Below are 25,984 nucleotides of genomic sequence, written 5' to 3'. Positions count from 1 at the left end.
TGAATCCTCACGGTACGGTCTGTGACTATGTTCTCGAAGGTTCTTGTCGCCAATCGCGGTGAGATCGCGATCCGGGCATTTCGTGCCGCCTACGAACTAGGTGCCGCGACCGTCGCTGTCTACCCCTACGAAGATCGCAACTCGGGTCATCGGCTGAAGGCCGATGAGGCGTACCAGATTGGCGAAAAGGGGCATCCGGTCCGCGCCTACCTGTCGGTCTCCGAGGTGGTCAAAGCGGCCAAGAACGCCGGCGCCGACGCCATCTACCCCGGTTATGGATTCCTGTCGGAGAATCCCGAACTGGCGGCGGCATGCGCCAGCGCGGGCATCACCTTTGTGGGACCGCCCGCTGACGTCCTGGAGCTGACGGGTAATAAGGCCCGCGCGATCGCGGCCGCGCGTGAGGCCGGGCTGCCGGTGCTGGCGTCCTCGGAGCCCTCGGCTTCGGTCGAGGAGCTGCTGACGGCCTCCGAGGCGATGGAGTTTCCGGTATTCGTCAAGGCGGTCGCCGGTGGTGGTGGCCGCGGCATGCGCCGGGTCGCCGAGCGCGAGCAGCTGCGCGAGGCGATCGAGGCGGCCAGCCGGGAAGCGGAGTCGGCATTCGGGGACCCGACGGTCTTTCTGGAACAGGCCGTCATCAATCCTCGGCACATTGAGGTGCAGATCCTCGCGGACACCGCGGGCAACGTCATCCACCTCTACGAGCGTGACTGTAGCGTGCAGCGGCGCCACCAGAAAGTCATCGAGCTAGCCCCTGCGCCCAACCTGCCTGCCGAGCTGCGCGAGCAGATCTGTTCGGACGCTGTCGCTTTCGCGCGTCACATCGGGTATAGCTGCGCGGGCACCGTCGAATTCCTGCTTGATGAGCGCGGTCGTCACGTCTTCATCGAGATGAATCCCCGGATTCAGGTGGAGCACACGGTGACCGAGGAGATCACCGACGTGGACCTGGTGGCGAGTCAGCTGCGCATCGCCTCCGGCGAGACGCTGGACGACCTTGGTCTGCATCAGGATACGTTGGCGCCGCCACGCGGGTTCGCCTTGCAATGCCGGATCACCACCGAGGATCCGGCCAACGGGTTCCGCCCAGACACCGGCCGCATCACCGCCTACCGCAGCCCGGGCGGTGCGGGTATCCGCCTGGATGGTGGGACGACGCTGGGTGCCGAGGTGGGCGCGCATTTCGATTCCATGCTGGTGAAGCTGACCTGCCGCGGGCGGGACTTCCAGACCGCGGTGGCGCGAGCCCGCCGCGCCGTCGCCGAGTTCCGTATCCGTGGTGTCGCCACGAATATCCCGTTCCTCCAGGCGGTTCTGGACGACCCGGACTTTCGGTCGGGACATGTCACGACCTCATTCATCGAGGAGCGCCCGCAGCTGCTGACGGCGCGATCCTCGGCCGACCGCGGCACGAAGATCCTGAACTACCTGGCCGATGTCACGGTCAACAAACCTCACGGGGCCAAGCCCTCGAAGGTGTACCCGCATGACAAGTTGCCGGCGGTGGATCTGTCGGCACCGGCGCCGGATGGTTCGCGCCAGCGGCTATTGGCGCTGGGGCCCGAGGGATTCGCGAAGGCGCTGCGGGAGCAGAAGGCGGTCGGTCTGACCGACACCACCTTCCGTGACGCGCACCAGTCGCTGTTGGCCACTCGAGTGCGCACTACCGGCCTGCTCGCGGTCGCGCCGTACGTGGCGCGGCTTACTCCCGAGTTGCTCTCGATCGAGGCCTGGGGTGGCGCGACTTACGATGTGGCGCTTCGTTTTCTGAAGGAAGATCCGTGGGAGCGGCTTGCCGAGCTGCGTGAAGCCGTCCCGAACATCTGCCTGCAGATGTTGCTGCGTGGCCGAAACACTGTGGGATACACGCCGTATCCGGAGACGGTGACCAAGGCGTTCATTCGCGAGGCGACCGCGACCGGGGTAGACATCTACCGAATCTTCGACGCGCTCAACAATATCGAGGCGATGCGCCCCGCAATTGACGCCGTGCGTGAGGTCGGCGGCTCGGTCGCCGAGGTCGCCATGTGTTACACCGGCGATCTGTCCAGCCCCGGCGAGAACCTGTACACGTTGGACTACTACCTCAAGCTTGCCGAGCAGATTGTCGACGCGGGTGCACATGTGCTCGCGATCAAGGACATGGCGGGCCTGTTGCGTCCGCCCGCGGCGGCGACTCTGGTGACGGCACTGCGCTCCCGGTTCGACCTGCCGGTGCATGTGCACACCCATGACACCGCGGGTGGGCAGCTGGCGACCTACCTGGCGGCCTGGCAGGCCGGGGCCGACGCGGTGGACGGCGCTGCGGCACCCATGGCCGGAACCACCAGCCAGCCGTCGTTGTCGGCGATCGTGGCAGCGGCCGCGCACAGCGAGTACGACACCGGAGTGTCACTGACCGCGGTGTGCGATCTGGAGCCGTACTGGGAAGCGCTGCGAAAGGTATACGCCCCCTTCGAATCAGGGCTCCCGTCACCGACGGGCCGGGTGTACACACACGAGATCCCCGGTGGGCAGCTGTCGAACCTGCGCCAGCAGGCGATCGCGTTGGGCCTGGGGGACCAGTTCGAGGAGATCGAGGCACGTTATGCCGCCGCCGATCGGATGCTCGGACGTCTGGTCAAGGTGACCCCGTCCTCGAAGGTGGTCGGCGACCTGGCCCTGGCGTTGGTGGGTACGGGTGTGAGTGCCGACGAATTTTCCTCGGATCCTGGTCGTTTCGATATCCCGGAGTCGGTGATCGGATTCCTGCGCGGGGAGCTGGGTGACCCGCCCGGCGGCTGGCCCGAGCCGTTCCGAACGCGCGCACTCGAAGGTCGCGGTCCCGCGCGTGCGGAGGTCGAGCTCACGCCCGATGACGCGGCACAGCTCGATGGCGACAGCGCGACGCGGCGGGCAGCGTTGAACCGCCTGCTGTTCCCCGGTCCGACCAAGGAATTCCTGGCCCACCGCGAGCAGTACGGCGACACGTCACGGCTTTCGGCCAACCAATTCTTCTACGGCCTGCGGTACGGGGAGGAGCACCGCGTCAAGCTGGAGAAGGGCGTCGAGCTGCTCATCGGGATCGAGGCGATCTCGGATGCCGACGAGCGCGGTATGCGGACCGTCATGTGCATCCTCAATGGTCAGCTACGCCCCGTGCAGGTGCGTGACCGGAGCATCGACAGCGCAGTGGCCAGTGCGGAGAAGGCCGACCGGACCAATGCCGATCATGTGCCCGCGCCCTTCGCGGGCGTGGTGACGCTCAATGTGGTGTCGGGCCAGGAGGTTACTGCGGGGGAGACCATTGGCACCATCGAGGCCATGAAGATGGAGGCCTCCATCACCGCGCCCAAGGCGGGAACCGTGGCGCGGGTGGCGTTGACCGAGACCTCTCAGGTCGAGGGTGGGGATCTGCTGGTGGTGATCAGCTGACCCGGATCATTGCCGGTGCCGCGGGCGGACGCCGGATCGCGGTGCCGCCTAAGGGAACCCGGCCCACCACGGATCGGGTGCGGGAGGCGCTGTTCAGCATGCTGCAGGCGCGCTTGGACTTCGACGGGATCGCGGTCCTTGATCTGTTCGCAGGCTCCGGTGCGCTGGGCCTTGAGGCGCTCTCACGCGGTGCGGAACACGTGACGTTCGTGGAGTCGAACGCCGCCGCATCGAAGGTGATCTCGGCCAATATCGCGACGGTGGGCCTGCCCGGTACTGAGCTGCGGCAGTCTGCGGTATCGGCGTTCCTGTCGACATCGCCCAACCGTGCCTACGATCTGGTCCTTGCTGATCCACCGTATTCGGTTTCTGCCGAGGAGGTTTCGGCTCTGTTGTCACGCCTGACCGATCATTGGGTCAACGACGAGGCTCTTGTGGTGCTCGAGCGTGACGCGTCGGGCCCGGAGGCGGTGTGGCCGGATGGTTGGGAGGTGTCCTCCCGTAAGTACGGGGGAACGCGGTTAGAGCTGGGATCTCTGTAACCGTCCAGGTAATCCACAGCGCGCGTTTACCTATCGGGCGCACACTTCTGGTCATGACCCCGCTGCAGCGGTACATCGTCGAAGAGATCGCCACTGACCATGTCGAGGGACTGCTGACGCGCCGTGAGGCCATACGCCGGCTGGCACTCCTGGGCGTCGGCACCGCCGCCGCCAGCGCACTCATCGCGGCCTGCGGCAGCGACGACAAACCTGTCGCCGCTCCGACGTCAGCGTCCACACCGTCGCCTCCGGGTAAGGACAAGGCGGTCGCGACGGAGCCGATTACCTGGAGCGGACCCCACGGCACGCTCCAGGGGGCATGGGCACCGGCGGCGCGGGCGCGCGGCTCGGTGCTGGTTATCCATGAGAACAAGGGCCTCAATGATTGGGTTGGTTCCGTCGCGGGACGGCTTGCGGGCGTCGGATATTCGTCGCTGGCCATTGACCTGCTGTCGGAGGAGGGCGGCACCTCGACGTTCAAGGACCCGGCCGAGGCGACAGGAGCACTGGGCGAGATCGCGCCGGAACGTTTCGTCGCGGATCTGAAGTCCGGCGTGGACGAAATTCTGCGCCGCGTGCCCGACAAGCCCGCCGGCGCGGTGGGATTCTGCTTCGGTGGTGGCCTGATCTGGCAGCTCTTAGCATCGGGGGAGCCGAGGCTCGGAGCGGTTGTCCCGTTCTATGGTCCGCTTCCTGATGCTCCGGACTTTTCGCGGTCGAAGGCGGCCGTTCTCGCCTTCTACGGTGAGCTCGACAAGCGGGTCACCTCGTCGAGGGACCAGGCGGCCGCGGCGTTACAGCGGGCGGGCTTGGTTCACGAGATCGTCGTGGAACCCGGCGCCGACCATGCCTTCTTCAACGACAGTGGCCCGCGCTACAACCCTGGCGCGGCAGCGGATGCCTGGCAGCGCCTCACCATCTGGCTCAGCCAGCACATCGGCTAAATGGCGCTTAGGCTGCTGGTCATGTGGTGTAAAGCGGTAGTGGTGGCCGTGACTTCTGGCGCGGTATCGGTTGCTGCTGCCGGTCTCGCTCTGGCCGATGATGGGGATGCGCCGGCACCGCCCGCGCCGTCGTCGCCCGTGGCAAGCCTGCTGCCGGGAGGTGCGAAGACTGCGGTGGGCCCATCGGTGGCCAGCGACGCGCTCTCGGCTGGGCTGCCAGCGCCGGTCGCCGGCCTGGGAGCGGCGGGTGGTCCGCTTTCCGCGGACGGGCCGTTGCTCTCTCCCAATGGCCCGTTATCGGCTAACGGCCCTTTGACGGCGGCGGGTGGTCCGCTGTCGACGGATGGTCCCGTGTTGTCACCTACCAGCCCGGTATCACCGCTCAACGAGATGTGTGGGTCCGGCGGGCTGCTGAAGTCCGTGACGGACAGGTTCGCCGGGGTCATCCCGGACAGCACGCTGGCGTCGATGCAGAACCAGCACCCCGTCGGCACCGGCAAGTGCCCCGCTACTCCGCCTGCGGACGATCAGGCCCCGGCCGTCGATCAACCCGGGAATTAGTCGCTCAGCTAATCTGCGGGGGCGGCGTCAAAAGCGCGGGTATCGCTGAGCGCAATTCCAGCAGCGGCGCGATCCGCGTCATCGCCGACCATTCTGATTCCCCCATCGAGCCGTTTAACAACCATTCGTACGCTCTTTGATTCGGCCTGCTCCGAAACCATCCGTACCTCCCTTGATTTTGGGTGCCGCCGGGAGCATCATCGCTTTCCCATGCGAAGTGAGTCACAGTCAAGATGGCGGTGGTCATGTGATGGGGGTAGCCGAGCAGCTATCCGAGGCTGGGTGTGTGAACGGCCGGGCGCTGAGGTTAACCAAGTAGTGGGTGTCGGCAACGCAAGGAGTTTGACGTGGTGGTCCGGGGTATCAAGGCATTCAAGAAGATCATGCAGACAACATATGATCCAGAGCTGGTGATTCCGGAAGACGTCAGGGTGAAAGAATTTACCGGCGACAACAGTTTGTCACGGAAAGACCTTTGTCAGCATCCGATTCCTGCTGGTTCCCTGATATGGAAGTATTGGGGCCGCCTTGATGTGATGTATTTCGGTAGCGGGGTGTTGGGTCCCATTGCGGGGGCGTGGCCGCAGATGGGGAGAGCGACTGCGGGTTCTGTTCTTTTCAATGGTGACAGTTCTTTCGGCGCACGTGCCAAGATATACAAGATACGGCGTCAGAGATCCCGTGAGTACATTTATGGCTCGGTATACGACGCTCCGGAAGATGCGAAGAAATACGGACTGAAGACTCGGAATATGCATAAGTCCGTCAAAGGCGCACTGCAGGAAGGCACGTTTCATGCTTTGAATGCGGAAACCTTCTATTTCGCGCACGTCACCTTCTTCTATTACCACTTGATAATAATGATCGAGCAGCTGTACTTTGCCGGGTCCATGCCACGGGCAATGAAGGAGCAGATATTTGAGGAGTCCAAGGAGTGGTACAGCATATGGGGAGTGGACGATAGTCCTCAGCCGGATACATACGATGATTTCGAGCGGTATCTGGACAACATCGAGCATAACCATTTGGTGAACTCGCAGGTAACTCAGGTCATGCTGGACCAATTTCTGGAGCGCCGCCTGGCGCCGCGGTGGTGGCCGTCGGTCATGAAGAAATTTGTGTGGCCCTGGCTGGTGGGGCGACGACAGGTCGTTGTCAGCAGTTATCCGCCTCATGTGCGGGAGCTGTTCAATTTAGAGTGGACCCCCGAGGACGAGGAGATGTTGCGCCGCTTTATGGATATGCATCGGCGGTGCTACGCGGTTCTCGAGCGTCTCCTCCCGCTGAAGTTTTTCTACTTACCGATTGCGGTGAGAGGCTTTGAGCGGGAAGGGATCGATCCACGCAACATCACCCTGGAGTCCGCACAGCAGGCACTCCGGGAAAACCGGGCCCGTCGCGCCACGCGAGAAAATGCGCCCATAGATGAGACGAACGGGATGGTGGCTTCCAGCTAATCAGGTTGCCGGGCCGCAGGCTTCAACCCGGCCGCTGATCAATCGCGAAGCTGGTCACTCAGCTAATCTGCGTGGGTGGGGTCAAAAGGGTGGATATCACTGAGCGCAATCGTCGCCGTCCTCGTGCTCGGCCTGTCGTACCTGTTCGGACAGGCCTACTGGAGTACGCGCGCGATTGTGGGAAATCCCGAACCCGCGCATGATCTGCCCGCTTACGCCGAACTTCTGGTGCCGGTGCATGCCGAGCGCACGGGTCAGCTGCCTCGTCCCGAGAATGCCGCTCAGTGGAGCGTGGACGGCATCAAGCTGCCCGAAGGGCACCTGATTGTCAGTCCGACAGGCCGTTCGCTCGCCTGGGTGAGCAATGCCACGGTGGTTGACATCCAGTCACTCTGGTTGCGGTTGGCGGGCCGATTCGACCGAACAGGGCTGTGGCCCTTGGCATCCCGTGGGTTGAGTGGGGATCTGCGTCGGCCATGGTCGGACCCCGAGGACCTCCGGTACTTCACTGATCCCGCCGACGTCGGCGCGGTCGACGCCAAATCCTTTCTTGCCAAAAAGGTCTCATCGGCCGACTCCGACCCTGCGGCCGTCGACGTACCGGTGGCGCCTATCACGCTGGAGCAGCGCACTCAGCCGCCCCAGCGTGCGCTCCCGGTGACCGCCGATCGACTGGAGCAGGGCTCGCTGCTGATTCTGGTACCTACGGCGCGTCCGGCCGATGCGCTCAATGCCCTGGGTTGGACTCACGGTGTGAATTACGACATTTCCGAGGCGGAGCTGTCGGCCGTTCTTCGATCGTGGGAGGACCGGTTTGGGGCGGTGCTGACGACGGTGGACTTCGATGCCATCGACGTGGAGGTGACGCGTCCGCCAGGTGCCGATCTGTCGGTGCCGGTTGGCTATGAACACTACGGGTTCTGCTCCGACAACATCGATCAGGGCGTGGGCACGTTGAGTGCCTACGCGCGGGGAATCACCGGCGCGCGAACGTGGAGTTTCTGGTGGGATTAGTGCAGCGGCCGAACTAGTCTGGATCGGACCATGGACCGGGGTGGACGGGAGAGCGCACATGCGTGACGGCGGCATAGTGATGGTGGGTGGCGCCTTGTCGGCCGTTGTGTTTCTTGTCGGCTGTTCCTCGGGCGGAGGCTTGCGGCACGACTCGCCGGTGTCGACCACAGCAAGTGGCGTCCAGGCGGCCGGTCCACGTGTTGTGGTCGATGGTGTCGTGAGATCGGTGGAGAATCGGGTCGAATGTGTTACCGCGGCCGATATGACCTTCGTGAATATCGGTAGCGATAGTGAGGCGATTGCCGCCACGCTGGCGGCGGGTGACAATCCAACACTTCAGAGTCTGACCCTCGGCGTTATCGATGGTCACCCGGTGATGTACAACTCGGGGCATGGTGCGACCGAGCCGACGGTGACCAAGTCTGGGCAGTCCTACAAGATTGCCGGCACCGCAACCGCAGGCCTGAGCACACCCGCCACATTCGAACTTGAGTTCACCTGCCCAGCCAGGAGATAACAGAATCATGGTGAGTCGGTAACGCACTGCGCGAATCGCCGCTGATAAGTCCCCGCGGCCGTTCCCGAGGAAATACCCTTGGGGTATGACTACAAATGTCGGGCAGGACCTCGTCAAGCACCTCTGGAAAACAGCGGTGGTATCAGGAGTTTTGGCGGTAATCGTGGGGGCCGTGGTCCTGATATGGCCTCAAGTCACCGTGCTCGTCGCCGCATACGCGTTCGGCGCGTATCTATTGATATCCGGTATCGCTCAGGTCGTCTTCGCCTTCACGCTGCCGGTGTCATCGGCCGGCATGCGGGTGCTGTTGTTCCTCACTGGTGCGATTTCGTTCGTCCTCGGTGTGCTGTGCTTCAAAGACGAGCTGAATTCGATTCTGCTGCTGGCCATCTGGATCGGCGTCGGCTGGATTGCCCAAGGCATCGCGGGCACTATCACCGCCATCGGTGACAAGGACCTCCCAGGGCGTGGCTGGCAGATCTTCAGCGGCATCATCTCGACGATCGCGGGCATCGTGCTCATCGTCTACCCGATCAGCTCGATCGTCACCCTCACCCTCGTCGTCGGCATCTGGCTCATCGTGATCGGTGTGCTGCAAATCGGAAGCGGCATCGGCATTCGCTCGGCCACTAAATCATCCGCATGACGGGAGCCGTCTGCCCCGGCTCGTTCGATCCGGTAACCCTCGGGCATCTGGATGTCTTCGAACGAGCCGCGGCGCAGTTCGACGAGGTCATCGTCGCGGTGCTGGTCAATCCCAACAAAGCGGGCATGTTCACCACCGACGAGCGCATCGAGATGATCCGCGAGGTCGCCGCCGACCTGCCCAATCTGCGCGTCGAATCGGGGCAGGGTCTGCTGGTGGACTTCGTCAGAGAGCGCGGGTTCAATGCGATCGTCAAGGGGCTGCGTACCGGCACCGACTTCGAATACGAACTCCAGATGGCCCAGATGAACAAGCACATCGCGGGGGTGGACACCTTCTTTGTCGCTACCGCCCCCGCATATTCGTTCGTCTCGTCCTCGCTTGCGAAGGAGGTGGCGACCTACGGGGGAGATGTCTCAGCGTTGCTGCCCCCTGCTGTTCATCAACGACTTCTCGGGAAATTGCATGGCCAGGCACAATAGAAAAGAGGCCGCGCAGAAATAGCCGACACACCGGTCAGCTAGCACGGTCACAGCAGTCACACCAGGCACACTGGTAACAGTAGAAACTCGCGTGAAGGGTGTAGCCGTGTACCGAGTATTTGAAGCGCTCGACGAACTGGGCGCCATTGTGGAAGAAGCGCGCGGCGTTCCGATGACCGCCGGATGCGTCGTGCCCCGCGGTGACGTCCTGGAGCTCATCGACGACATCAAGGACGCCATTCCCGGCGAGCTCGATGACGCGCAGGATGTCCTCGACGCGCGCGATTCATTGCTGCGTGAGGCCAAGGAGCATCACGAGACGGTGATCGGCAAGTCGAACGCCGACGCCGAGCAGACACTCAGCCATGCCCGCAACGAGGCCGACAGACTGCTGGCGGATGCCAAGTCGCAGGCCGACCGCATGGTCGCCGAGGCGCGCAACCACGCCGAGCAGACAGTCGTCGAGGCACGTGAAGAGGCGGCCCACACGGTGGCCAACGCCAAGCGCGAACAGGAGAGCACCATCGCCCGTGCCAAGGCGGAGGCGGACCGCCTGGTCGATTCCGGTAATGCGTCCTATGACAAGGCCGTGCAGGAGGGCATCAAGGAGCAGCAGCGCCTGGTGGCTCAGACCGAGGTCGTGCAGGCAGCCAATGCCGAGTCCACCCGACTGGTCGACGCGGCCCATGCCGAAGCCGACCGGCTGCGTGGTGAATGCGATATCTACGTCGACAACAAGCTGGCCGAGTTCGAGGACTACCTGAACGGCACGCTGCGCTCGGTAGGCCGTGGGCGTCACCAGCTGCGTACCGGCGCTGGCACGCACGACTACGTGCAGCGTTAATATTAGGTTCATGCCGGGACCTTTTGTTCTTGATGTCCTGGCCCTTGGGCTTGGGCGGCGTCCCGGGTCGATGCAGGAGATTGAGCGCACCGTTGCGAGCCCGGTGCGCATAGGCAACGACCTGATCGCGATTCCCGAGGGCGCGGACGTGGATATGGATCTGCGGGTGGAGTCCGTTTCGGAGGGCGTTCTCGTCACCGGAACGATCGCCGGCGATCTCGCTGGAGAATGCGCACGCTGCCTGGGGCCTGTCACCGGCCATGCGGATGCGTACCTCACCGAATTGTTCGCGTACCCGGACAGTCGGACCGAGGCGACCACCGAGGAAGAAGACATACACCGGGTTGTCGACGGTCTCGTCGACCTCGAACAGACCATCGTCGATGCCATCGTGCCCGACCTGGAGCTGACGCCGGTGTGCCGGCCGGATTGCCCAGGGCTATGCCCCGATTGCGGAATCGCTTTGGCGTCAGCCGAAGCCGACCATCACCACGACAAGATTGACCCGCGTTGGGCAAAGCTGGCCAACTTCGGTGACGACGAGTGAGTCCTGCCCCAGGAGATCGGTACGACGATCTGCGTGCCGCGATTGGTGTTCGGGTCGGTGACGATCTACTCACTCTGGCACTCACGCATCGCAGCTATGCCTACGAGAACGGTGGCCTGCCCACCAACGAGAGGCTGGAGTTCCTCGGGGATGCCGTTCTTGGACTGACGATCACCGAGACGCTGTACCACAGCCACCCCGACCGCCCGGAGGGCGATTTGGCGAAGCTGCGTGCCAGCATCGTCAACACCCAGGCGCTCGCCGGAGTGGCGCGTGGCCTGACCGACGACGGGCTGGGCGCACATCTGTTTCTCGGCAAGGGCGAGGAGAACACCGGCGGCCGCGACAAGTCCAGCATTCTCGCCGACGGTATGGAGTCGATTCTCGGCGCGGTCTATGTGGAGTACGGGTTGGAGATCGCCCGCGCGGTCGTACTGCAGTTGTTCGGCCAGCTCCTGGAGACCGCACCCACACTTGGCGCCGGCCTGGACTGGAAGACCAGCCTGCAGGAACTGACCGCGGAAAAGGGTTGGGGCGCACCATCGTATGTAGTCACCTCAACCGGGCCCGATCATGACAAGGAATTCACCGCGACCGTGATGGTCAATGACACCGCGCACGGCGTGGGCGTCGGCCGGTCCAAGAAGGAGGCCGAACAAAAGGCCGCCTCGGAGGCGTGGAACGGCATCAATAGCGATGAACCCCTCGAGGGAAGAGCCGAGGGCGCGGAGAGTGCCTGAGCTTCCCGAGGTGGAGGTGGTCCGCCGCGGACTGCACCATCACCTTGTCGGCAAGACCATCGCATCGGCATCTGTGCACCACGACCGGGCCGTGCGCAGGCAGCCCGGAGGCGCCGTCGAACTGACGGGACTGCTTGCCGGACAGCAGATCAGCGGTACGGGCCGCCGGGGCAAGTATCTGTGGCTCATGCTGGGCGAGGGACAGGCACTGGTGGTCCACCTGGGAATGAGCGGCCAAATGCTCATCGGACCCATCTCCAGGCCACAGCATTTACGTATTGCCGCGACGCTCGACGACGGATCGGTGCTGAGCTTCGTCGATCAGCGCACCTTCGGCGGCTGGATGGTGACCGATGTCGTCACCGTCGACGGGAGTGAACTCCCTGAGCCGGTCGCGCATATCGCGCGTGACCCGCTCGACGAACGGTTCGACGTATCGGCCGTGGTTACCCGGCTACGCGGTAAGCACACCGAGATCAAGCGCGCGCTGCTCGATCAGACCGTGGTGTCCGGTGTCGGGAACATTTACGCCGACGAGGCACTCTGGCAGGCGCGCGTACATGGACGCCGACTCACCGACGCCATGACCCGCGCCAAGCTCACCGAGGTGCTCGACAGCGCGGCGGGCGTCATGCGTTTGGCGCTCGCGCAGGGGGGCACCTCGTTCGACGATCTGTACGTGAATGTGAACGGCGAATCCGGTTACTTCGAGCGCTCTTTGGAGGCGTACGGACGCGAGGGTGAGCCGTGTCGCCGCTGCGGTCGCGCCATGCTCCGGGAGGCATTTATGAACCGGTCGTCGTACTTCTGCCCGAGCTGTCAACGGCTGGTTGAAGCCCGTAAATAGCGCGTCAAGAGCCCCGACGGGGCCGTCAGGGACGCGTAAAGAACGCAGGTAGTGCCCTTAGCGGGGATCATGATTCCTGCGTGGTTGATTTCTGGTACCTGGTCCTGACGGTCGTGGGCTTCGCTTTGTGCGTAGCCGTCGTACGTGGATTGCAGGCGCGATGACCGTCGATGTCATCACCAACATTGTGCTGATTGTCTTGTCGGCCGCACTCGTCGTGTATCTGGTGGTCGCGCTGCTCGACCCGGAAAGGTTCTAACGGTGAATTCCGCTCTGGCGGCCGGTCTTCAGATCGGCTTCGTCGTCTTGGTGCTCGCCATCGCTTACGTCCCGTTGGGGGACTACATGGCGCGCGTCTTCACGGGTCCTCATTCGCTTCGCGCAAGCGGATCATCGACCATCAAGCATTCGCTCGTCGAGCGTCTTATCTACCGCACGGGACGGGTGGATCCGGACACCGAGCAGACGTGGGTGGGCTACACCCTGTCACTGCTGGGGTTCTCGTTCGCGAGCGTGATGTTCCTCTATCTGCTGCAACGCATCCAGGGCGTCTTGCCCCTCTCGGGTGACCTGGGCGCGGTGAGTCCAGCCGTGGCCTTCAATACCGCCGTTTCGTTCGTCACGAACACCAACTGGCAGTCGTACACACCCGAGACCACCATGACCAACCTGACTCAGATGATCGGGTTGGCCGTGCAGAACTTCGTCTCGGCCGCAGTGGGGCTCGCGGTCGCGGTCGCACTGATCCGCGGCATCGTGCGGACGACATCCGGGGGCGAGCTTGGCAATTTCTGGGTCGACCTGGTGCGGGCAAGCCTGCGGATCCTGCTGCCGATTTCGTTCATCGTCGCGCTGATCTTGTTGTCGCAGGGCACCATTCAGTCCCTGTACACACACTTCACCGCCACCGGGCTGGACGGTACCGCGCAGCACATCGCCCTGGCCCCGGTCGCCTCGCAGGAGGCCATCAAGGAGGTCGGCACCAATGGTGGTGGCATTCTGGCCGCCAACTCCGCACACCCCTTCGAGAACCCGACACCGCTGAGCAATATCGTCGAGATCCTCGCCATCCTCATTGTCCCGGTCTGCCTGACCCGCACCTACTCGACGATGGTGGGTGACAAGCGTCAGGGTCTGACCATCCTCTCGGTAATGGCCACGCTCTTCGGCGGCATGCTGGCAGTCGTCACCTGGGCGGAGTCAAGCCCGCGTGGCGTTGCCGCGCAGGCAGCCGGCGCCATGATGGAGGGCAAGGAAGTCAGATTCGGCATCCCTACCAGCAGCTTGTTCGCGGTGGCGACCACCGGAACCTCCACGGGTGCAGTCGATGCCGCACATGACAGCTTCACCGCCGCCGGAGGTGGCGCGCTCATCCTGAACATGCTATTCGGCGAGATCGCACCCGGTGGTGTCGGAACCGGCCTGTACGGCATCCTGGTACTGGCCATCATCGCGGTGTTCGTCGGTGGCCTGTTGGTGGGCCGCACACCGGAGTTCCTCGGCAAGAAGATCGGCCGTCGCCAGATCACTATGGCCGCACTGTCGGTGCTCGTCATGCCGGCGCTCGTGCTCATCGGCACGGGTATCTCGGTGGCCCTCTCGACGACGCCCGGATACCAAGGCAACAGCGGTGATCCGGGCACCCCACAGTCTATTCACGGCTTCTCCGAGGTGTTGTACGCCTACGCCTCGGCCGCCAACAACAATGGCAGCGCCTTCGGTGGCCTCACGGTAACCAGCCACTGGTTCCAGGCTTCGCTCGGTGTGGCGATGTTGTTGGGCCGCTTCCTGCCCATCATCTTCACGCTGGCGCTGGCCGGATCGCTTGCGACTCAGCAGAGGACGCCGGAATCGGCCGGAACCCTGCACACCCACGGCCCCATGTTCGCCGGATTGCACACCGGCACAGTCCTCTTGGTGGCCGCACTCACCTTCTTCCCGGCGCTGGCGCTGGGACCGATCGCCGAGGCAGTCCTGTGAGTAAGACCGTAGTCAGTACCGGAGTCTTCGACCCCACCCAGTTGGTCAAGGCGCTACCGCTTGCCGTGCGCAAGCTCGATCCCCGGCACATGGCCCGCAATCCGGTGATGTTCGTGGTGACCGTCGGGTCGGTGGCCACCACCGTGCTCGCGGTGCTGCATCCGTCGATTTTCGCGTGGGCCATTACCGCCTGGCTGTGGTTCACGGTGGTGTTCGCGAACCTGGCCGAGGCCGTCGCGGAGGGGCGTGGGAAGGCGCAGGCGGCGAGTCTGCGAGAGGTCAAGCGCGACACCGTAGCCCGCAGGTTGGTGGGAGACGGCAACGGTCACGAGGCCGAGGAAGAGGTGCCCGGCAGCTCGCTGCGACCGGGGGACCGGGTTGTGGTCGAGGCGGGACAGGTCATCCCCGGTGACGGCGACGTGGTGGAAGGCATCGCCACCGTCGACGAGTCGGCCATCACCGGTGAATCAGCACCCGTGGTGCGGGAATCAGGTGGCGACCGGTGTGCCGTCACCGGCGGCACCACCGTGCTGTCGGACCGGATCATCGTGCAGATCACCGCGGCGCCGGGTGAGTCCTTTGTCGACCGGATGATCGCGCTCGTCGAGGGTGCCTCGCGCCAGAAGACTCCGAACGAGATCGCGCTCAACATCCTGCTGGCATCGTTGACCATCATCTTCCTGTTGGCTGTCGTCGCACTGGGCCCGATGGGCAACTACGGTGGCGAACAACAGGATCCGGTCAAGCTCATCGCATTGCTCGTCTGTTTGATCCCTACGACCATCGGGGCCCTGATGTCGGCGATCGGCATCGCGGGCATGGACCGGCTGGTGCAACACAACGTCCTGGCCAAGTCGGGGCGCGCGGTGGAAGCGGCCGGCGATATCGACGTTCTGCTGATGGACAAGACGGGCACCATCACCTTCGGCAATCGGCAGGCTACTGAATTCATTGTTGCGCCGGGTATTTCGCATGACACCCTCGCCCAGGCAGCTCGGGCGTCCAGTCTCGCCGACGAAACCCCCGAGGGTCGCAGCATCGTGGAACTGGCGGCCGGGGCGAGCGAGGCAACGGGGGAAAGAAGCGGCGAGGGTTCGATTGAGGGCGATTTCGTGGCCTTCACCGCCGCCACCAGGATGAGTGGGTTGGATACCGTCGAGGGCAGGCAGATCCGCAAGGGTGCCTCCGATGCGGTGTTCACCTGGGTGGCCAGCCTTTCCGGCGTCCAGGAAGACGACCCGGTGGTGGTCGCGGTCCGAAAGTCCGCCGACCACGTGGCCGGCGAGGGCGGCACGCCGCTGGTGGTCGCCGACCATGACAGCACAGGCACCCGATTACTGGGAGTGATCCGACTCTCCGATGTGGTGAAACCCGGGATGGCCGAACGGTTCGCTCAGATGCGGGCCATGGGTATCCGCACCATCATGGTGACCGGCGACAATCCCTTGACCGCCAAACAGATCGCCTCCGAAGCCGGTGTCGACGACTTCGTCGCAGAGGCCACCCCGGAGGACAAGCTGGAGCTGCTGCGTAAGGAGCAGAAGGCCGGGCGCCTGGTCGCGATGACCGGCGACGGTACCAACGACGCTCCGGCGCTGGCACAAGCGGATGTGGGCGTGGCGATGAACACGGGAACATCGGCTGCCAAGGAAGCCGGGAACATGGTGGACCTGGATTCTGACCCCACCAAACTCATCGACGTGGTGGCCATTGGTAAGCAGCTGCTGATAACCCGGGGTGCGTTGACCACCTTCTCGCTGGCCAACGATCTCGCGAAGTACTTCGCGATCCTGCCCGCGCTGTTCAGTGGCATCTACCCGCAACTGAACTCGCTCAACATCATGCGACTGGCCACTCCGCAATCGGCGATTCTGTCGGCGGTCATCTTCAACGCCCTCGTGATCATCGCGTTGGTTCCTTTGGCGCTCAAGGGCGTCCGCTATCGGCCGGTGGGCGCCGGGGAGCTGCTGCGGCGAAACCTGTTGATCTACGGCCTCGGTGGCGTGATCGTCCCCTTTGTCGGGATCTGGCTGATCGATCTGGTCGTGCGTTTCCTACCGGGAATTGGGTGATCTCGTGAACAAGGTTGTGATCGCGTGGCTGCGTCAGAGCGTGGCCGGCTTGGTGGTGCTGCTGGGCCTGACTGTGGTGCTCGGTGTCGCCTACCCGGCTGCGGTATGGGTGTTCGGGCGCATCGACTCCGCGGCCGCCGAGGGCTCGCCGCTCACGGACCGTAACGGCTGCATCGTGGGATCATCGCTCATCGGAGTGGATCCGCAAGCCACTGGTTCGGACCCCTATTTCCACACCCGTACCAGCGGCGATCCCGCCGCGGGGTTGCCCTCGAACCAGGGGCCCAACAGCGAGAAGCTGAAGACGGATATCGAGGCGCGTCGCGCCACCATCGCATCACGGGAGAGCGTCGATCCCGCACGGATTCCCGCCGACGCGGTGACCGGATCGGGTTCGAGCCTGGACCCCGACATCAGTCCGGAGTACGCCGCGCTGCAGATACCGCGGGTCGCGGCGGCGACCGGACTGAGCCAGGCCCGGGTGAAAGAGCTCGTGGATGCGCACACGTCATCACGGCAATGGGGCATTCTGGGAGGGCCGCGGGTCAACGTGCCCACGCTGAACGTGGCATTGGGCCTCACTGGCCCGCCTTGCCGATGAAGGAGAGACATTGCCGCGCGGGACACTGCGGATCTATCTGGGGGCCGCGCCAGGAGTAGGCAAGACCTACGCCATGCTCAACGAGGCGCACCGCCGGGCCAGTCGCGGCACTGATGTGGTCGCCGCGACCGTGGAGACCCACGGCCGCAGCAAGACCGCCCAGTTGCTCGATGGTTTGGAGCTCATCCCACCCAAGGAGATGACCTACCGCGGAACCGCCATGTACGAGCTGGACGTGGACGCGGTGATCGAGCGCCAGCCGGCCCTGGTGCTCATCGACGAGATGGCGCACACCAATGTGCCGGGTAGCCGGAATCCCAAGCGTTGGCAGGATATCGACGAGATTCTCGATGCGGGGATCGATGTGCTCACCACCATCAACGTGCAGCACCTGGAGAGTCTGAACGATGTCGTTGAGCAGATCACCGGGATTGTGCAGCGCGAGACCGTGCCTGATGCGGTGGTGCGCCGTGCCGAGCAGGTGGAGCTTGTCGATATCACGCCGGAGGCGTTGCGGCGCAGAATGGTTCATGGCAATGTCTACGCACCGGAGAAGGTCGGTTCGGCACTGAGCAACTACTTTCGTACCGGCAATCTCACGGCGCTGCGTGAACTCGCGTTGCTGTGGCTCGCCGACCAGGTGGACGCCGCACTCGCCAAATACCGCTCGGACAACAGGATCACCAAGACCTGGGAGGCTCGCGAACGCGTGGTTGTCGCGGTTACCGGTGGTCCTGAGTCGGAGACTCTGGTACGCCGGGCAAGCCGCATTGCCGCCAAGTCGAGTGCCGAACTGCTGGTTGTCCACGTGGTGCGCGGTGACGGTCTGGTGGGTGCTTCGACGGCCGTCATGGGGAAGGTGCGTCGGCTGGCCAACGACATTGGCGCCTCAGTGCAAACCGTCACCGGGGACGACGTGCCGCAGACGCTGCTGGACTTCGCCCGCGGCGTCAACGCCACGCAGTTGGTCATGGGCACCTCCCGGCGCTCACGGTGGGCCCGGATCTTCGACGAAGGGGTGGCCGCGGCCGTCATTCGCGATTCCGGTGCGATAGATGTGCACATGGTGACGCACGGGCAGACCCGGTCGGCTCCGATAGGCAGCTGGTCGGTACCGGCTGAGGGGCGAAAGCGGCTGGTGATCAACTGGCTCGCGGCGATCCTGGTGCCCGCGGCCACCGCATTGTTCATTCACTTCTTCGATGCCGCGCTCGGGGTAGGTAGCAAGAGCGCACTGTTTCTCATTGCGGTACTGGGTGTTTCATTGCTCGGTGGTGTGTCGACCGCGTTGGTATCCGCGATCATCTCCGGCCTGCTGCTCAACTATCTGTTCGTCTCACCCCGATACAGCTTCACCATCGGTGAGACCGATAACGCACTGACCATCCTGATGATCATGGTGACCGCCGTCGCCGTGGCGGCGTTGGTCGATGCGGCCGCCACCCGGGCACGGCAGGCTCGGCGGGCCGCCCGTGAAGCGGAACTGCTGGCGCTCTTCGCCGGTGGTGTCCTGGTGAATTCGGATCTGTCGGCCCTTCTGGAAAGGGTGTGCGCCACCTACAACCAGACGGCGGTGAGTCTGCTGTGCGCGGAGGGGCCGGCTATCGCCAGCGTGGGGGAGCAGCCGCCCACGCGGGAATCGGAGGCCGACTCGGTGTTCCGTGTCGACGACGGTGCGTACGCATTGGCGCTCAATGGGCCACCGGTGCCGTCCACCGACGCGCGGGTGCTGCAGGTGGTCGCCGGAACGGCGGTGGGTCTGGTTCGTTCGGCACGTCTGGCCGAGGAGGCGTCGCAGGCCACGGCCCTCGCCGAGGCCGATCGGTTGCGCCGGGCGCTGTTGTCGGCGGTGAGCCATGACCTGCGTACACCGCTCGCCGCGGTCAAGGCCGCCGTGTCGAGCCTGCGTAGTCCCGATATCGAGTTCTCGCCCGAGGACACTGCCGAACTGCTTGCCACCGTGGAGGAGTCGACCGACCAACTCACCGCTCTGGTGGGCAACCTGCTGGACTCGTCGCGGCTGGCAGCGGGGGTCGTCAAACCCCGTGCCGTGCCGGTGTACGTCGAGGAAATCGCGCACCGGGCCTTGTTGGGTACCACCGAGAACGACCGCAAGCGGGTGCATCTGGACTTGACGGGTGCGGTGGTTCGGGCAGATCCGGGCCTGCTGGAACGCGTATTGGCCAACCTTGTCGACAATGCGCTGAGATACTCACAGGCAGACGTGCGGGTCAACTACGAGGAGGTGGACGACCGCACACTGGTGATCGTCGCCGACCACGGGAAGGGACTGGAAGCATCAAAACGCGGTGCGGCCTTCGATGCCTTCCAACGTCTCGGCGATCGCGATAACACAGTCGGTGTGGGGCTTGGTCTTTCGGTGGTAAGGGGTTTCGTGGAAGCAATGGAGGGCACGGTGAACGCGACCGATACGGCTGGCGGCGGTCTGACCATGATCGTCGATCTACCCAGCGCTGGTTTCTTCCCTACCGGGGGGATCCTGTGACGCGCGTGCTGGTGGTAGACGACGAGCCACAGATCCTGCGTGCCCTGCGGATCAACCTGTCGGCGCGCGGTTACGAGGTGGTGACGGCTTCTTCAGGGGCGGGCGCCCTGCGTGCGGCCGCCGAGACGCAGCCCGAGGTGGTGATCTTGGATCTCGGGTTGCCGGATATGGACGGCACCGAGGTGCTGGCCGGGCTGCGCGGCTGGACCGAGGTTCCGGTGATCGTGCTCTCGGCGCGCACCGATTCGGCGGATAAGGTCGAAGCACTCGATGCGGGTGCCGACGATTACGTGACCAAACCCTTTGGTATGGATGAGTTTCTGGCACGACTGCGGGCCGCGGTGCGCCGTGGCACACCGGACAGCGCCGAACCGGTGGTGCATACCGAGACCTTCGACGTGGATCTGTCCTCGCACAAGGTGATTCGCGACGGTAGGGAGGTGCACCTGACGCCCACCGAATGGTCGATGCTTGCGGTGCTGGTGCGCAATCGCGGAAAGCTGGTGGGGCAGAAGGAGTTATTACACGAGGTTTGGGGCCCTGCGTACAGTTCCGAAACTCATTATCTGCGTGTGTATCTGGCACAGCTACGCCGCAAGCTGGAGATCGATCCGGCTCATCCCAAGCATCTGCTCACCGAGGCGGGGATGGGATACCGCTTCCAGGAGTGACGTTGCGAGACGGCTAGAAGGGTGGTCGGCCGAGGTCGATCTGCTGGACGTCCGGGTCGCACCCCGGCCGGTAGTTGGGGACCAGCTTGCCGTAGCTCGCCTTGAATTGATCCGCGCCGATCTGCTCGACGGTTTCGGGCTTGGCGAGCAGCAGGTAGATACCCATCGGTGTGATCCGCTTGGTGAAACAGGTGTCCACGACCGTATAGGTCTGCCGCATCGCCGATGTCGGCACGATCTTGGGCTCACCGGGCGGGATATACACCAGCTCCTCGATACGAGGAGCCCAGGAACCGGACAACAACTGCGCCCGTACCTCGCTGTACGGACGCAGCAGAAGCGACTCTAGCGTCACTACGGGCTCTGCCGCAGCGGTTGGCGCCCAAAAAGTCGCCGCGGCCAGCATGGCGGCGGCGATTACATAACATTGCGGGCGTGACGTCATTATGGGTAGAGCGTACGGGCAATCGCCGCTACACGGGACACAGCTCCCGGGGTGCGCACGTACTGATTGGGTCGGAGACCGTTGACGGGGTATTCACCCCCGGAGAGCTTCTCAAAATCGCGCTCGCGGCCTGTAGCGGAATGTCCAGCGACCAGCCTCTCGCACGCCGCCTCGGTGAGGACTACCAGGTGCGTATCGACGTCAGCGGCCCCGCCGATCGGGAGCAAGAGCGCTACCCGGTACTCGACGAGAAGATGGTCATCGACCTGAGTGCACTGACTCCCGAGGAGCGCGCACGGGTGCTCACCGTGGTGGAGCGCGCCGTCGACCAGGTATGCACGGTCGGACGGACCCTGAAGGCGGGAGCCGAGGTGAACTTCACGGTGGACGCGCGCTCACACGAAGACCGATAACAGATGTCGGACATCCGCCTGTCCGCGTGGGTGCATGGCCATGTCCAAGGGGTCGGGTTCCGTTGGTGGGTGCGATCCCGCGCCCTTGAACTCGGTCTGACCGGATATGCGGCCAACACGCGCGACGGGCGGGTGCATGTCGTCGCGCAGGGGGACAAGGCCGCGTGTGAACAGCTGCTTGCCAGGTTGAACAGCGGTGAAACGCCAGGTCGCGTAGATCTTGTGGTGGATAGCTGGCCGGAGTCCGGCGAGCCCATCTCCGGGTTTACCGAGCGTTAGCGCCAAGACCGGTATTCTGGCCCGCTGTGCACCTCAAGAGTCTGACGCTGAAGGGCTTCAAGTCCTTTGCTTCGCCGACGACTCTGCGCCTGGAACCGGGTATCACCTGTGTCGTGGGCCCCAACGGTTCGGGTAAGTCCAATGTCGTGGACGCCCTGTCCTGGGTGATGGGCGAGCAGGGTGCCAAGGCCCTGCGCGGCGGCAAGATGGAAGACGTCATCTTCGCGGGTACGTCGACGCGCGCGCCGTTGGGCCGCGCCGAAGTCACTCTGACGATCGACAACTCCGACCACGCACTGCCGATCGAGTACTCCGAGGTCTCGATCACCCGTCGGATGTTCCGGGACGGCGCGGGCGAGTACGAGATCAACGGACAGAGCTGCCGGCTGATGGACGTCCAGGAGCTGCTGTCCGATTCGGGCATCGGCCGGGAAATGCACGTCATCGTGGGGCAGGGGCGCCTGTCGCAGATCCTGGAATCTCGGCCGGAGGATCGCCGCGCCTTCATCGAAGAGGCTGCCGGTGTGCTCAAGCACCGCAAGCGCAAGGAAAAGGCTGTCCGCAAGCTCGAGTCGATGGCCGCCAATCTGGCCCGGCTCACCGACCTCACCACCGAATTGCGCCGCCAGCTCAAACCTCTTGGCCGCCAAGCGGAAGTCGCGCGCCGCGCCGCCACCGTGCAGGCCGATCTGCGAGACTCGCGACTGCGCCTGGCCGCCGATGACCTGGTTACTCGCCGTGCGGATTTCGACGGAACCAACGATGCCGAGACGGCGCTGCGTAAGCAACACTCGGAGATCACCGAGAAACTCGACGTCGCGACCGCGCTGCTGACCGAGCATGAGACGGCGCTGGGCGAGCTGATGCCGCAGGCCGAGCTGGCTCAGCAGACCTGGTTCCGGCTCTCGGCGCTTGCCGAACGCGTCAGCGCCACGGTCCGGATCGCCGGCGAGCGGGCCAGCCACCTCGATGAGGTGGTGGCCGCGCCGACAGGACCGGACCCGGAGGAGCTTGAGGCACAGGCGGAGCGCGTCGCCGAGCAGGAGCGACTACTGATCGCACAGTTGGAAACGGTCACCGAGCAGCTGACCTTGGCGAAGGCAGAGCTCGCCGCCAAGGAGGCCGCGGTCGCCCAGGCGCAGCGGCAACATCTGGCCGCGGTAGCCGCCGAGGCGGATCGCCGCGAGGGCCTGGCCCGGCTCACCGGCCAGGTCGACACCATGCGCACCAGACTGGAGTCGATTGACGGACAGGCGCAGCGGCTCACCGAGTCGATCGTGGAGGCGACGGTGCGCGGGGAGGCCGCGCAGACCGAGTTCGACACTGTCAAGGCGCGTGTGGCCGAGCTGGATCAGGGCGAGATCGGGTTGGACGAACACCACGAGCGCTCAGTCTCGGCGTTGTCGATCGCCAATGAACGCGTCGCTGAATTGCTGTCGGCCGAACGCCAGGCGGAACGGCAGATCGCCTCGCTCAAGGCGCGTATCGACGCGCTGGCCATTGGTCTGGAACGCAAGGACGGCTCGGCTTGGCTCGCCGAGAACCGCAGTGGTGCTGGAATTTTCGGATCGATTGCACAGCTGGTCAAGGTGCGGCCCGGCTACCAGGGCGCCATCGCGACAGCGATGGGACCGGCCGCCGACGCGGTGGCCGCGGAGAATCCCGCCGCGGCGCAGGCGGCAGTGGCCGCCCTGAAGGCCTCCGACGGCGGGCGAGCGGCGATCGTGTTCGGCGAGTGGCCCGCGCACACGCATGTGCGCCCCGTGGTCAGCCTGCCCCCCGGCGCGCACTGGGCTGCCGACTTGGTCGAGGTGCCCGAGCGCCTGGCCACGGCCGTGTCGGCGATGCTGGCCTCCGTGGTGGTGGTCGATGAGCTCGGCGCCGCGATCGAGGTGGTGCTGGCCAACCCGCTGCTGCGTGCCGTGACCATCGACGGTGACCGGGTGGGTGCTGGATGGGTTGCCGGCGGATCCGACAAGAAGCAGAGCACCCTGGAGGTCCAGGCCGCCATCGAGGCCGCGGGAGAAGGGCTGCGGGCCACCGAGATTCAGGTCGGTGAGATCTCTGCCGCGTTGGCCGGCGCGCTTGCCGAGCAGACCGCGCGTCAGGACGCCGCCGAGCAGACCCTGGCCGCCCTCAATGAATCCGATGCGTCCATCTCCGCGGTGTACGAGCAGCTGGGCCGTGTTGGGCAAGACGCCCGTCTTGCCGCGGATGAGGTGAGAAAACTTACCCTGCAACGTGATCAGCTTGAGCTCGGTCGCGCCAAGACCATGGAGGAGCTGGCCGAGGTCGAGTCCCGGCTGCGCAATGCCGAAGAGGCGCCCAACCTGTTCGACGACGAGCCCATTGATCGCGACGACATGGCCATCGAGCTGGAAGAGGCGCGTTCGGTCGAGATCGAGGCGCGGCTGACGGTACGCACTTCCGAAGAGCGGGTGAATTCGGTTCGCGGTAAAGCTGATTCATTGCGCCGCGCCGCGACGGCCGAGCGTGAGGCGCGAGCACGGTCCGAGCGGGCGGCCGCCGCCCGGATGCGGGCAGCAGCGGTCGCGGCAGCCGTGGCCGAGTCGGGACGGTTGGTTGCCGCCCGTCTTGAACATGTGGTGGCCGCGGCGTCCGCGCGTCGGGACCGACTCGGTGCGACCCGCGCGCAGCACACATCGGCGCTCGGTGCCGTGCGCGACCAGGTCCGCGAATTCACTGCCGCCCAGGCTCGTCTCACCGATGCGCTGCATCGTGACGAGGTCGCCAAAGCCCAAGCGGTGTTGCGTATCGAGCAGCTTTCGGAACAGGTGCTCGAGCAGTTCGGTATGGCCGCCGACGACCTCATCGCCGAGTACGGCCCGCATGTCGAGCTGCCGCCCACCCAGCAGGAGATGGACGAATACGAGCAGGCTCGTGAGCGTGGGGAGCAGGTGAGCGCGCCGCAGCCCATGCCGTTTGACAGGGATACCCAGGAGCGCCGCGCCAAGCGTGCCGAGAAGGACCTGCGCGAGCTGGGCAAGGTGAATCCCCTTGCCCTGGAGGAGTTCGCGGCCCTGGAGGAGCGCTACAACTTCCTGTCCACACAGCTAGAGGACGTTAAGGCCGCACGTAAGGATCTGCTTGATGTGGTTGCCGACGTAGACGAGCGCATTCTGCAGGTGTTTACCGAGGCCTACGCGGATGTGGAGCGCGAGTTCAGGGGCGTGTTTTCATCGCTGTTCCCCGGTGGTGAAGGCCGGTTGGTGCTCACCGACCCCAATGACATGCTCACCACGGGTATCGAGGTGGAGGCGCGCCCGCCGGGCAAGAAGGTCAAGCGCTTGTCACTGCTCTCCGGTGGAGAGAAGTCGCTGACCGCGGTCGCCATGCTGGTGGCGATATTCCGGGCGCGGCCCTCACCCTTCTACGTGATGGACGAGGTGGAAGCGGCACTCGACGATGTCAACCTGCAGCGCCTGATCGGCCTGTTCGAGCAGCTGCGGGAGAAGTCGCAGCTCATCGTCATCACCCACCAGAAGCCGACCATGGAGGTCGCCGACGCGCTCTACGGCGTCAGCATGCGTGATGATGGCATCACGCAGGTTGTCTCGCAGCGCATGCGTGGGCTAGAGACCCAGCTCGCGGCTCAAAACACTTAGCGCCTCAGCGCGTTTGGCGGGATCACCGAGTACCTGGATGGCGACCTGGGTGGCGCCCGCATCTCGATGCTCCTGCAGCCGGGTGGCGATCTGTTCCGGAGTGCCATAAGCAACAAGGGAATCCACCAGTTTGTCGCTGCCGGGCCTTGCCAGATCTTCTGTGGTGCCCGCGAACCGCTCCAGCATGGTCAGGTAGTTGGTCAGGCCCAGGTACATGTCCAGTGCCTGGCGACCGATTGCGCGCGCCTCATCGGCATCGGTGGTGAGTACCACCTTCTGCTCGGGGACGATGATCGCGCCGGGTCCCAGGAGCTCGCGGGCCCAACGGGTATGCGATGGCGGTGTGAGGTACGGGTGCGCGAGCGCTGAGCGCTCCGTGGCGAGCTTGAGCGATTTCTCCGCCAGCGCGGCCAGACCCCGGCCTTCTCTGGGAACTCCCACCTCGTCGAGCACGTCGAGATACTCGACCAGCCCGGAGTAGGGCTTGTAGGGAACGTCGCTGTCGATTTCGGGGTGGCCGGCACCGATACCGAGAATGAAACGCCCGGGGTAGGCCGTCTCGATGCGCCGCCACGATTGACCGGCTTCCCGTGCGGGCGCGGACCAGATGTTGACGATCGCAGTCACGATCCGGATGCGCTCGGTGGCGGCAAGGAGCGGCTCAACCCATGGCAGATCGGCCGGAGGCGAACCGCCCAGCCATGCGGTATCGAAACCGAGGTCTTCGACGGCCCGCAAAAGATCTGCGTCCACCGTCGCGTAATGAGTGAAGAATCCGTACGGGGCGAACTCCGGTGTGGTCACCTCACGGCGAACGCACTCACCCGGCGCCGATA

Annotated in this window: 25 protein-coding genes; 22 read left to right on the top strand and 3 right to left on the bottom strand. The window is 64.6% G+C overall.

From position 1 onward, the window contains the following. Positions 1-27 precede the first annotated feature (27 nt). The 4 genes from DSM43276_RS15330 to DSM43276_RS15315 are packed head-to-tail and all read left to right on the top strand — an operon-like array spanning position 28 to position 5,461. Complete coding sequence (locus DSM43276_RS15330; protein ID WP_078329770.1) at positions 28-3,414, top strand: pyruvate carboxylase; 3,387 nt, start codon at positions 28-30, stop codon at positions 3,412-3,414. Further along, entirely contained in the window at positions 3,411-3,956 is a 546-nt protein-coding gene (gene rsmD, locus DSM43276_RS15325; RefSeq protein ID WP_078323997.1) for a 16S rRNA (guanine(966)-N(2))-methyltransferase RsmD, read from the top strand. Before DSM43276_RS15330 ends, rsmD begins: the two co-directional genes overlap by 4 nt. Before the next feature lie 53 nt (positions 3,957-4,009). Further along, a complete protein-coding gene (locus DSM43276_RS15320; RefSeq protein WP_078329771.1) occupies positions 4,010-4,900 on the top strand; it encodes a dienelactone hydrolase family protein in 891 nt (296 codons plus the stop codon). A gap of 39 nt (positions 4,901-4,939) precedes the next feature. Next, entirely contained in the window at positions 4,940-5,461 is a 522-nt protein-coding gene (locus DSM43276_RS15315) for a hypothetical protein (RefSeq protein WP_078329782.1), read from the top strand. Positions 5,462-5,469: 8 nt separating this feature from the next. On the opposite strand, the gene DSM43276_RS23705 is transcribed toward DSM43276_RS15315, so the two are convergent. Beyond that, complete coding sequence (locus DSM43276_RS23705; protein WP_157896039.1) at positions 5,470-5,622, bottom strand: hypothetical protein; 153 nt, start codon at positions 5,620-5,622, stop codon at positions 5,470-5,472. 222 nt (positions 5,623-5,844) lie between these two features. Here DSM43276_RS23705 and DSM43276_RS15310 point away from each other — a divergent pair, with 222 nt between their 5' ends. From DSM43276_RS15310 to DSM43276_RS15240, 15 genes are all read left to right on the top strand, one after another. Beyond that, positions 5,845-6,918, top strand: a complete 1,074-nt coding sequence (locus DSM43276_RS15310; protein WP_078329783.1) for an oxygenase MpaB family protein — start codon at positions 5,845-5,847, stop codon at positions 6,916-6,918. 108 nt (positions 6,919-7,026) lie between these two features. Continuing rightward, entirely contained in the window at positions 7,027-7,932 is a 906-nt protein-coding gene (locus DSM43276_RS15305) for a DUF4253 domain-containing protein (RefSeq protein WP_078329784.1), read from the top strand. Between the two features lie 58 nt (positions 7,933-7,990). Continuing rightward, positions 7,991-8,449 carry a lipoprotein LpqH gene (locus DSM43276_RS15300; RefSeq protein WP_078329772.1) on the top strand — a complete coding sequence of 153 codons (459 nt, stop codon included), beginning with the start codon at positions 7,991-7,993 and terminating at the stop codon, positions 8,447-8,449. A gap of 85 nt (positions 8,450-8,534) precedes the next feature. Continuing rightward, positions 8,535-9,095 (top strand): HdeD family acid-resistance protein, encoded by a 561-nt coding sequence (locus DSM43276_RS15295; RefSeq protein ID WP_078329773.1) that lies wholly within the window; start codon positions 8,535-8,537, stop codon positions 9,093-9,095. After that, the gene (coaD, locus tag DSM43276_RS15290) at positions 9,092-9,577 is read left to right on the top strand and encodes a pantetheine-phosphate adenylyltransferase (RefSeq protein ID WP_136629102.1); all 486 of its coding nucleotides are present in this window, start codon (positions 9,092-9,094) and stop codon (positions 9,575-9,577) included. Before DSM43276_RS15295 ends, coaD begins: the two co-directional genes overlap by 4 nt. 106 nt (positions 9,578-9,683) lie before the next feature. After that, positions 9,684-10,421: a cell division protein SepIVA gene (gene sepIVA / locus DSM43276_RS15285; protein ID WP_078329799.1), complete on the top strand. Its 738-nt coding sequence runs from the start codon at positions 9,684-9,686 to the stop codon at positions 10,419-10,421. Positions 10,422-10,431: 10 nt separating this feature from the next. Continuing rightward, the gene (locus DSM43276_RS15280) at positions 10,432-10,968 is read left to right on the top strand and encodes a YceD family protein (RefSeq protein ID WP_109556110.1); all 537 of its coding nucleotides are present in this window, start codon (positions 10,432-10,434) and stop codon (positions 10,966-10,968) included. Beyond that, positions 10,965-11,708: a ribonuclease III gene (gene rnc / locus DSM43276_RS15275; RefSeq protein ID WP_078329786.1), complete on the top strand. Its 744-nt coding sequence runs from the start codon at positions 10,965-10,967 to the stop codon at positions 11,706-11,708. Before DSM43276_RS15280 ends, rnc begins: the two co-directional genes overlap by 4 nt. Next, positions 11,701-12,555 carry a bifunctional DNA-formamidopyrimidine glycosylase/DNA-(apurinic or apyrimidinic site) lyase gene (gene mutM / locus DSM43276_RS15270; RefSeq protein ID WP_078329787.1) on the top strand — a complete coding sequence of 285 codons (855 nt, stop codon included), beginning with the start codon at positions 11,701-11,703 and terminating at the stop codon, positions 12,553-12,555. Before rnc ends, mutM begins: the two co-directional genes overlap by 8 nt. A 160-nt stretch (positions 12,556-12,715) precedes the next feature. Further along, on the top strand, positions 12,716-12,814 hold the full coding sequence (gene kdpF, locus DSM43276_RS15265; protein WP_078308960.1) for a K(+)-transporting ATPase subunit F: 99 nt from the start codon (positions 12,716-12,718) through the stop codon (positions 12,812-12,814). 2 nt (positions 12,815-12,816) lie between these two features. Continuing rightward, positions 12,817-14,535, top strand: coding sequence for a potassium-transporting ATPase subunit KdpA (gene kdpA / locus DSM43276_RS15260; RefSeq protein ID WP_078329788.1), 1,719 nt, complete (start codon positions 12,817-12,819; stop codon positions 14,533-14,535). Further along, positions 14,532-16,607 carry a potassium-transporting ATPase subunit KdpB gene (gene kdpB / locus DSM43276_RS15255; protein WP_078329789.1) on the top strand — a complete coding sequence of 692 codons (2,076 nt, stop codon included), beginning with the start codon at positions 14,532-14,534 and terminating at the stop codon, positions 16,605-16,607. Before kdpA ends, kdpB begins: the two co-directional genes overlap by 4 nt. Before the next feature lie 4 nt (positions 16,608-16,611). After that, positions 16,612-17,208 carry a potassium-transporting ATPase subunit C gene (locus tag DSM43276_RS15250; RefSeq protein WP_078329800.1) on the top strand — a complete coding sequence of 199 codons (597 nt, stop codon included), beginning with the start codon at positions 16,612-16,614 and terminating at the stop codon, positions 17,206-17,208. 10 nt (positions 17,209-17,218) lie between these two features. Next, a complete protein-coding gene (locus tag DSM43276_RS15245) occupies positions 17,219-19,714 on the top strand; it encodes a sensor histidine kinase (RefSeq protein ID WP_078329790.1) in 2,496 nt (831 codons plus the stop codon). After that, positions 19,711-20,385: a response regulator gene (locus DSM43276_RS15240; RefSeq protein WP_078295869.1), complete on the top strand. Its 675-nt coding sequence runs from the start codon at positions 19,711-19,713 to the stop codon at positions 20,383-20,385. The genes DSM43276_RS15245 and DSM43276_RS15240 overlap by 4 nt, the downstream gene beginning before the upstream one ends. A gap of 13 nt (positions 20,386-20,398) precedes the next feature. Here DSM43276_RS15240 and DSM43276_RS15235 read toward each other — a convergent pair whose 3' ends face one another. Then, the gene (locus DSM43276_RS15235; RefSeq protein ID WP_078295868.1) at positions 20,399-20,830 is read right to left on the bottom strand and encodes a hypothetical protein; all 432 of its coding nucleotides are present in this window, start codon (positions 20,828-20,830) and stop codon (positions 20,399-20,401) included. On the opposite strand from DSM43276_RS15235, the gene DSM43276_RS15230 reads away from it, so the two are divergent. Genes DSM43276_RS15230 through smc form a run of 3 tightly spaced genes read left to right on the top strand, consistent with a single transcriptional unit; the run spans position 20,821 to position 25,148 of the window. Next, positions 20,821-21,243: an OsmC family protein gene (locus DSM43276_RS15230; protein ID WP_078329791.1), complete on the top strand. Its 423-nt coding sequence runs from the start codon at positions 20,821-20,823 to the stop codon at positions 21,241-21,243. The genes DSM43276_RS15235 and DSM43276_RS15230 overlap by 10 nt on opposite strands. Before the next feature lie 3 nt (positions 21,244-21,246). Beyond that, the gene (locus tag DSM43276_RS15225) at positions 21,247-21,522 is read left to right on the top strand and encodes an acylphosphatase (RefSeq protein ID WP_078329792.1); all 276 of its coding nucleotides are present in this window, start codon (positions 21,247-21,249) and stop codon (positions 21,520-21,522) included. A 26-nt stretch (positions 21,523-21,548) separates the two neighbouring features. After that, positions 21,549-25,148 (top strand): chromosome segregation protein SMC, encoded by a 3,600-nt coding sequence (gene smc / locus DSM43276_RS15220; RefSeq protein WP_078329793.1) that lies wholly within the window; start codon positions 21,549-21,551, stop codon positions 25,146-25,148. Here smc and DSM43276_RS15215 read toward each other — a convergent pair. After that, complete coding sequence (locus DSM43276_RS15215; RefSeq protein WP_109556111.1) at positions 25,116-25,952, bottom strand: TIGR03620 family F420-dependent LLM class oxidoreductase; 837 nt, start codon at positions 25,950-25,952, stop codon at positions 25,116-25,118. The genes smc and DSM43276_RS15215 overlap by 33 nt on opposite strands. Positions 25,953-25,984: the final 32 nt, after the last annotated feature.

The organism is Mycobacteroides salmoniphilum, assembly GCF_004924335.1.
GTDB lineage: Bacteria > Actinomycetota > Actinomycetes > Mycobacteriales > Mycobacteriaceae > Mycobacterium > Mycobacterium salmoniphilum.
This window is presented reverse-complemented; position numbering and strand designations above follow the sequence as displayed.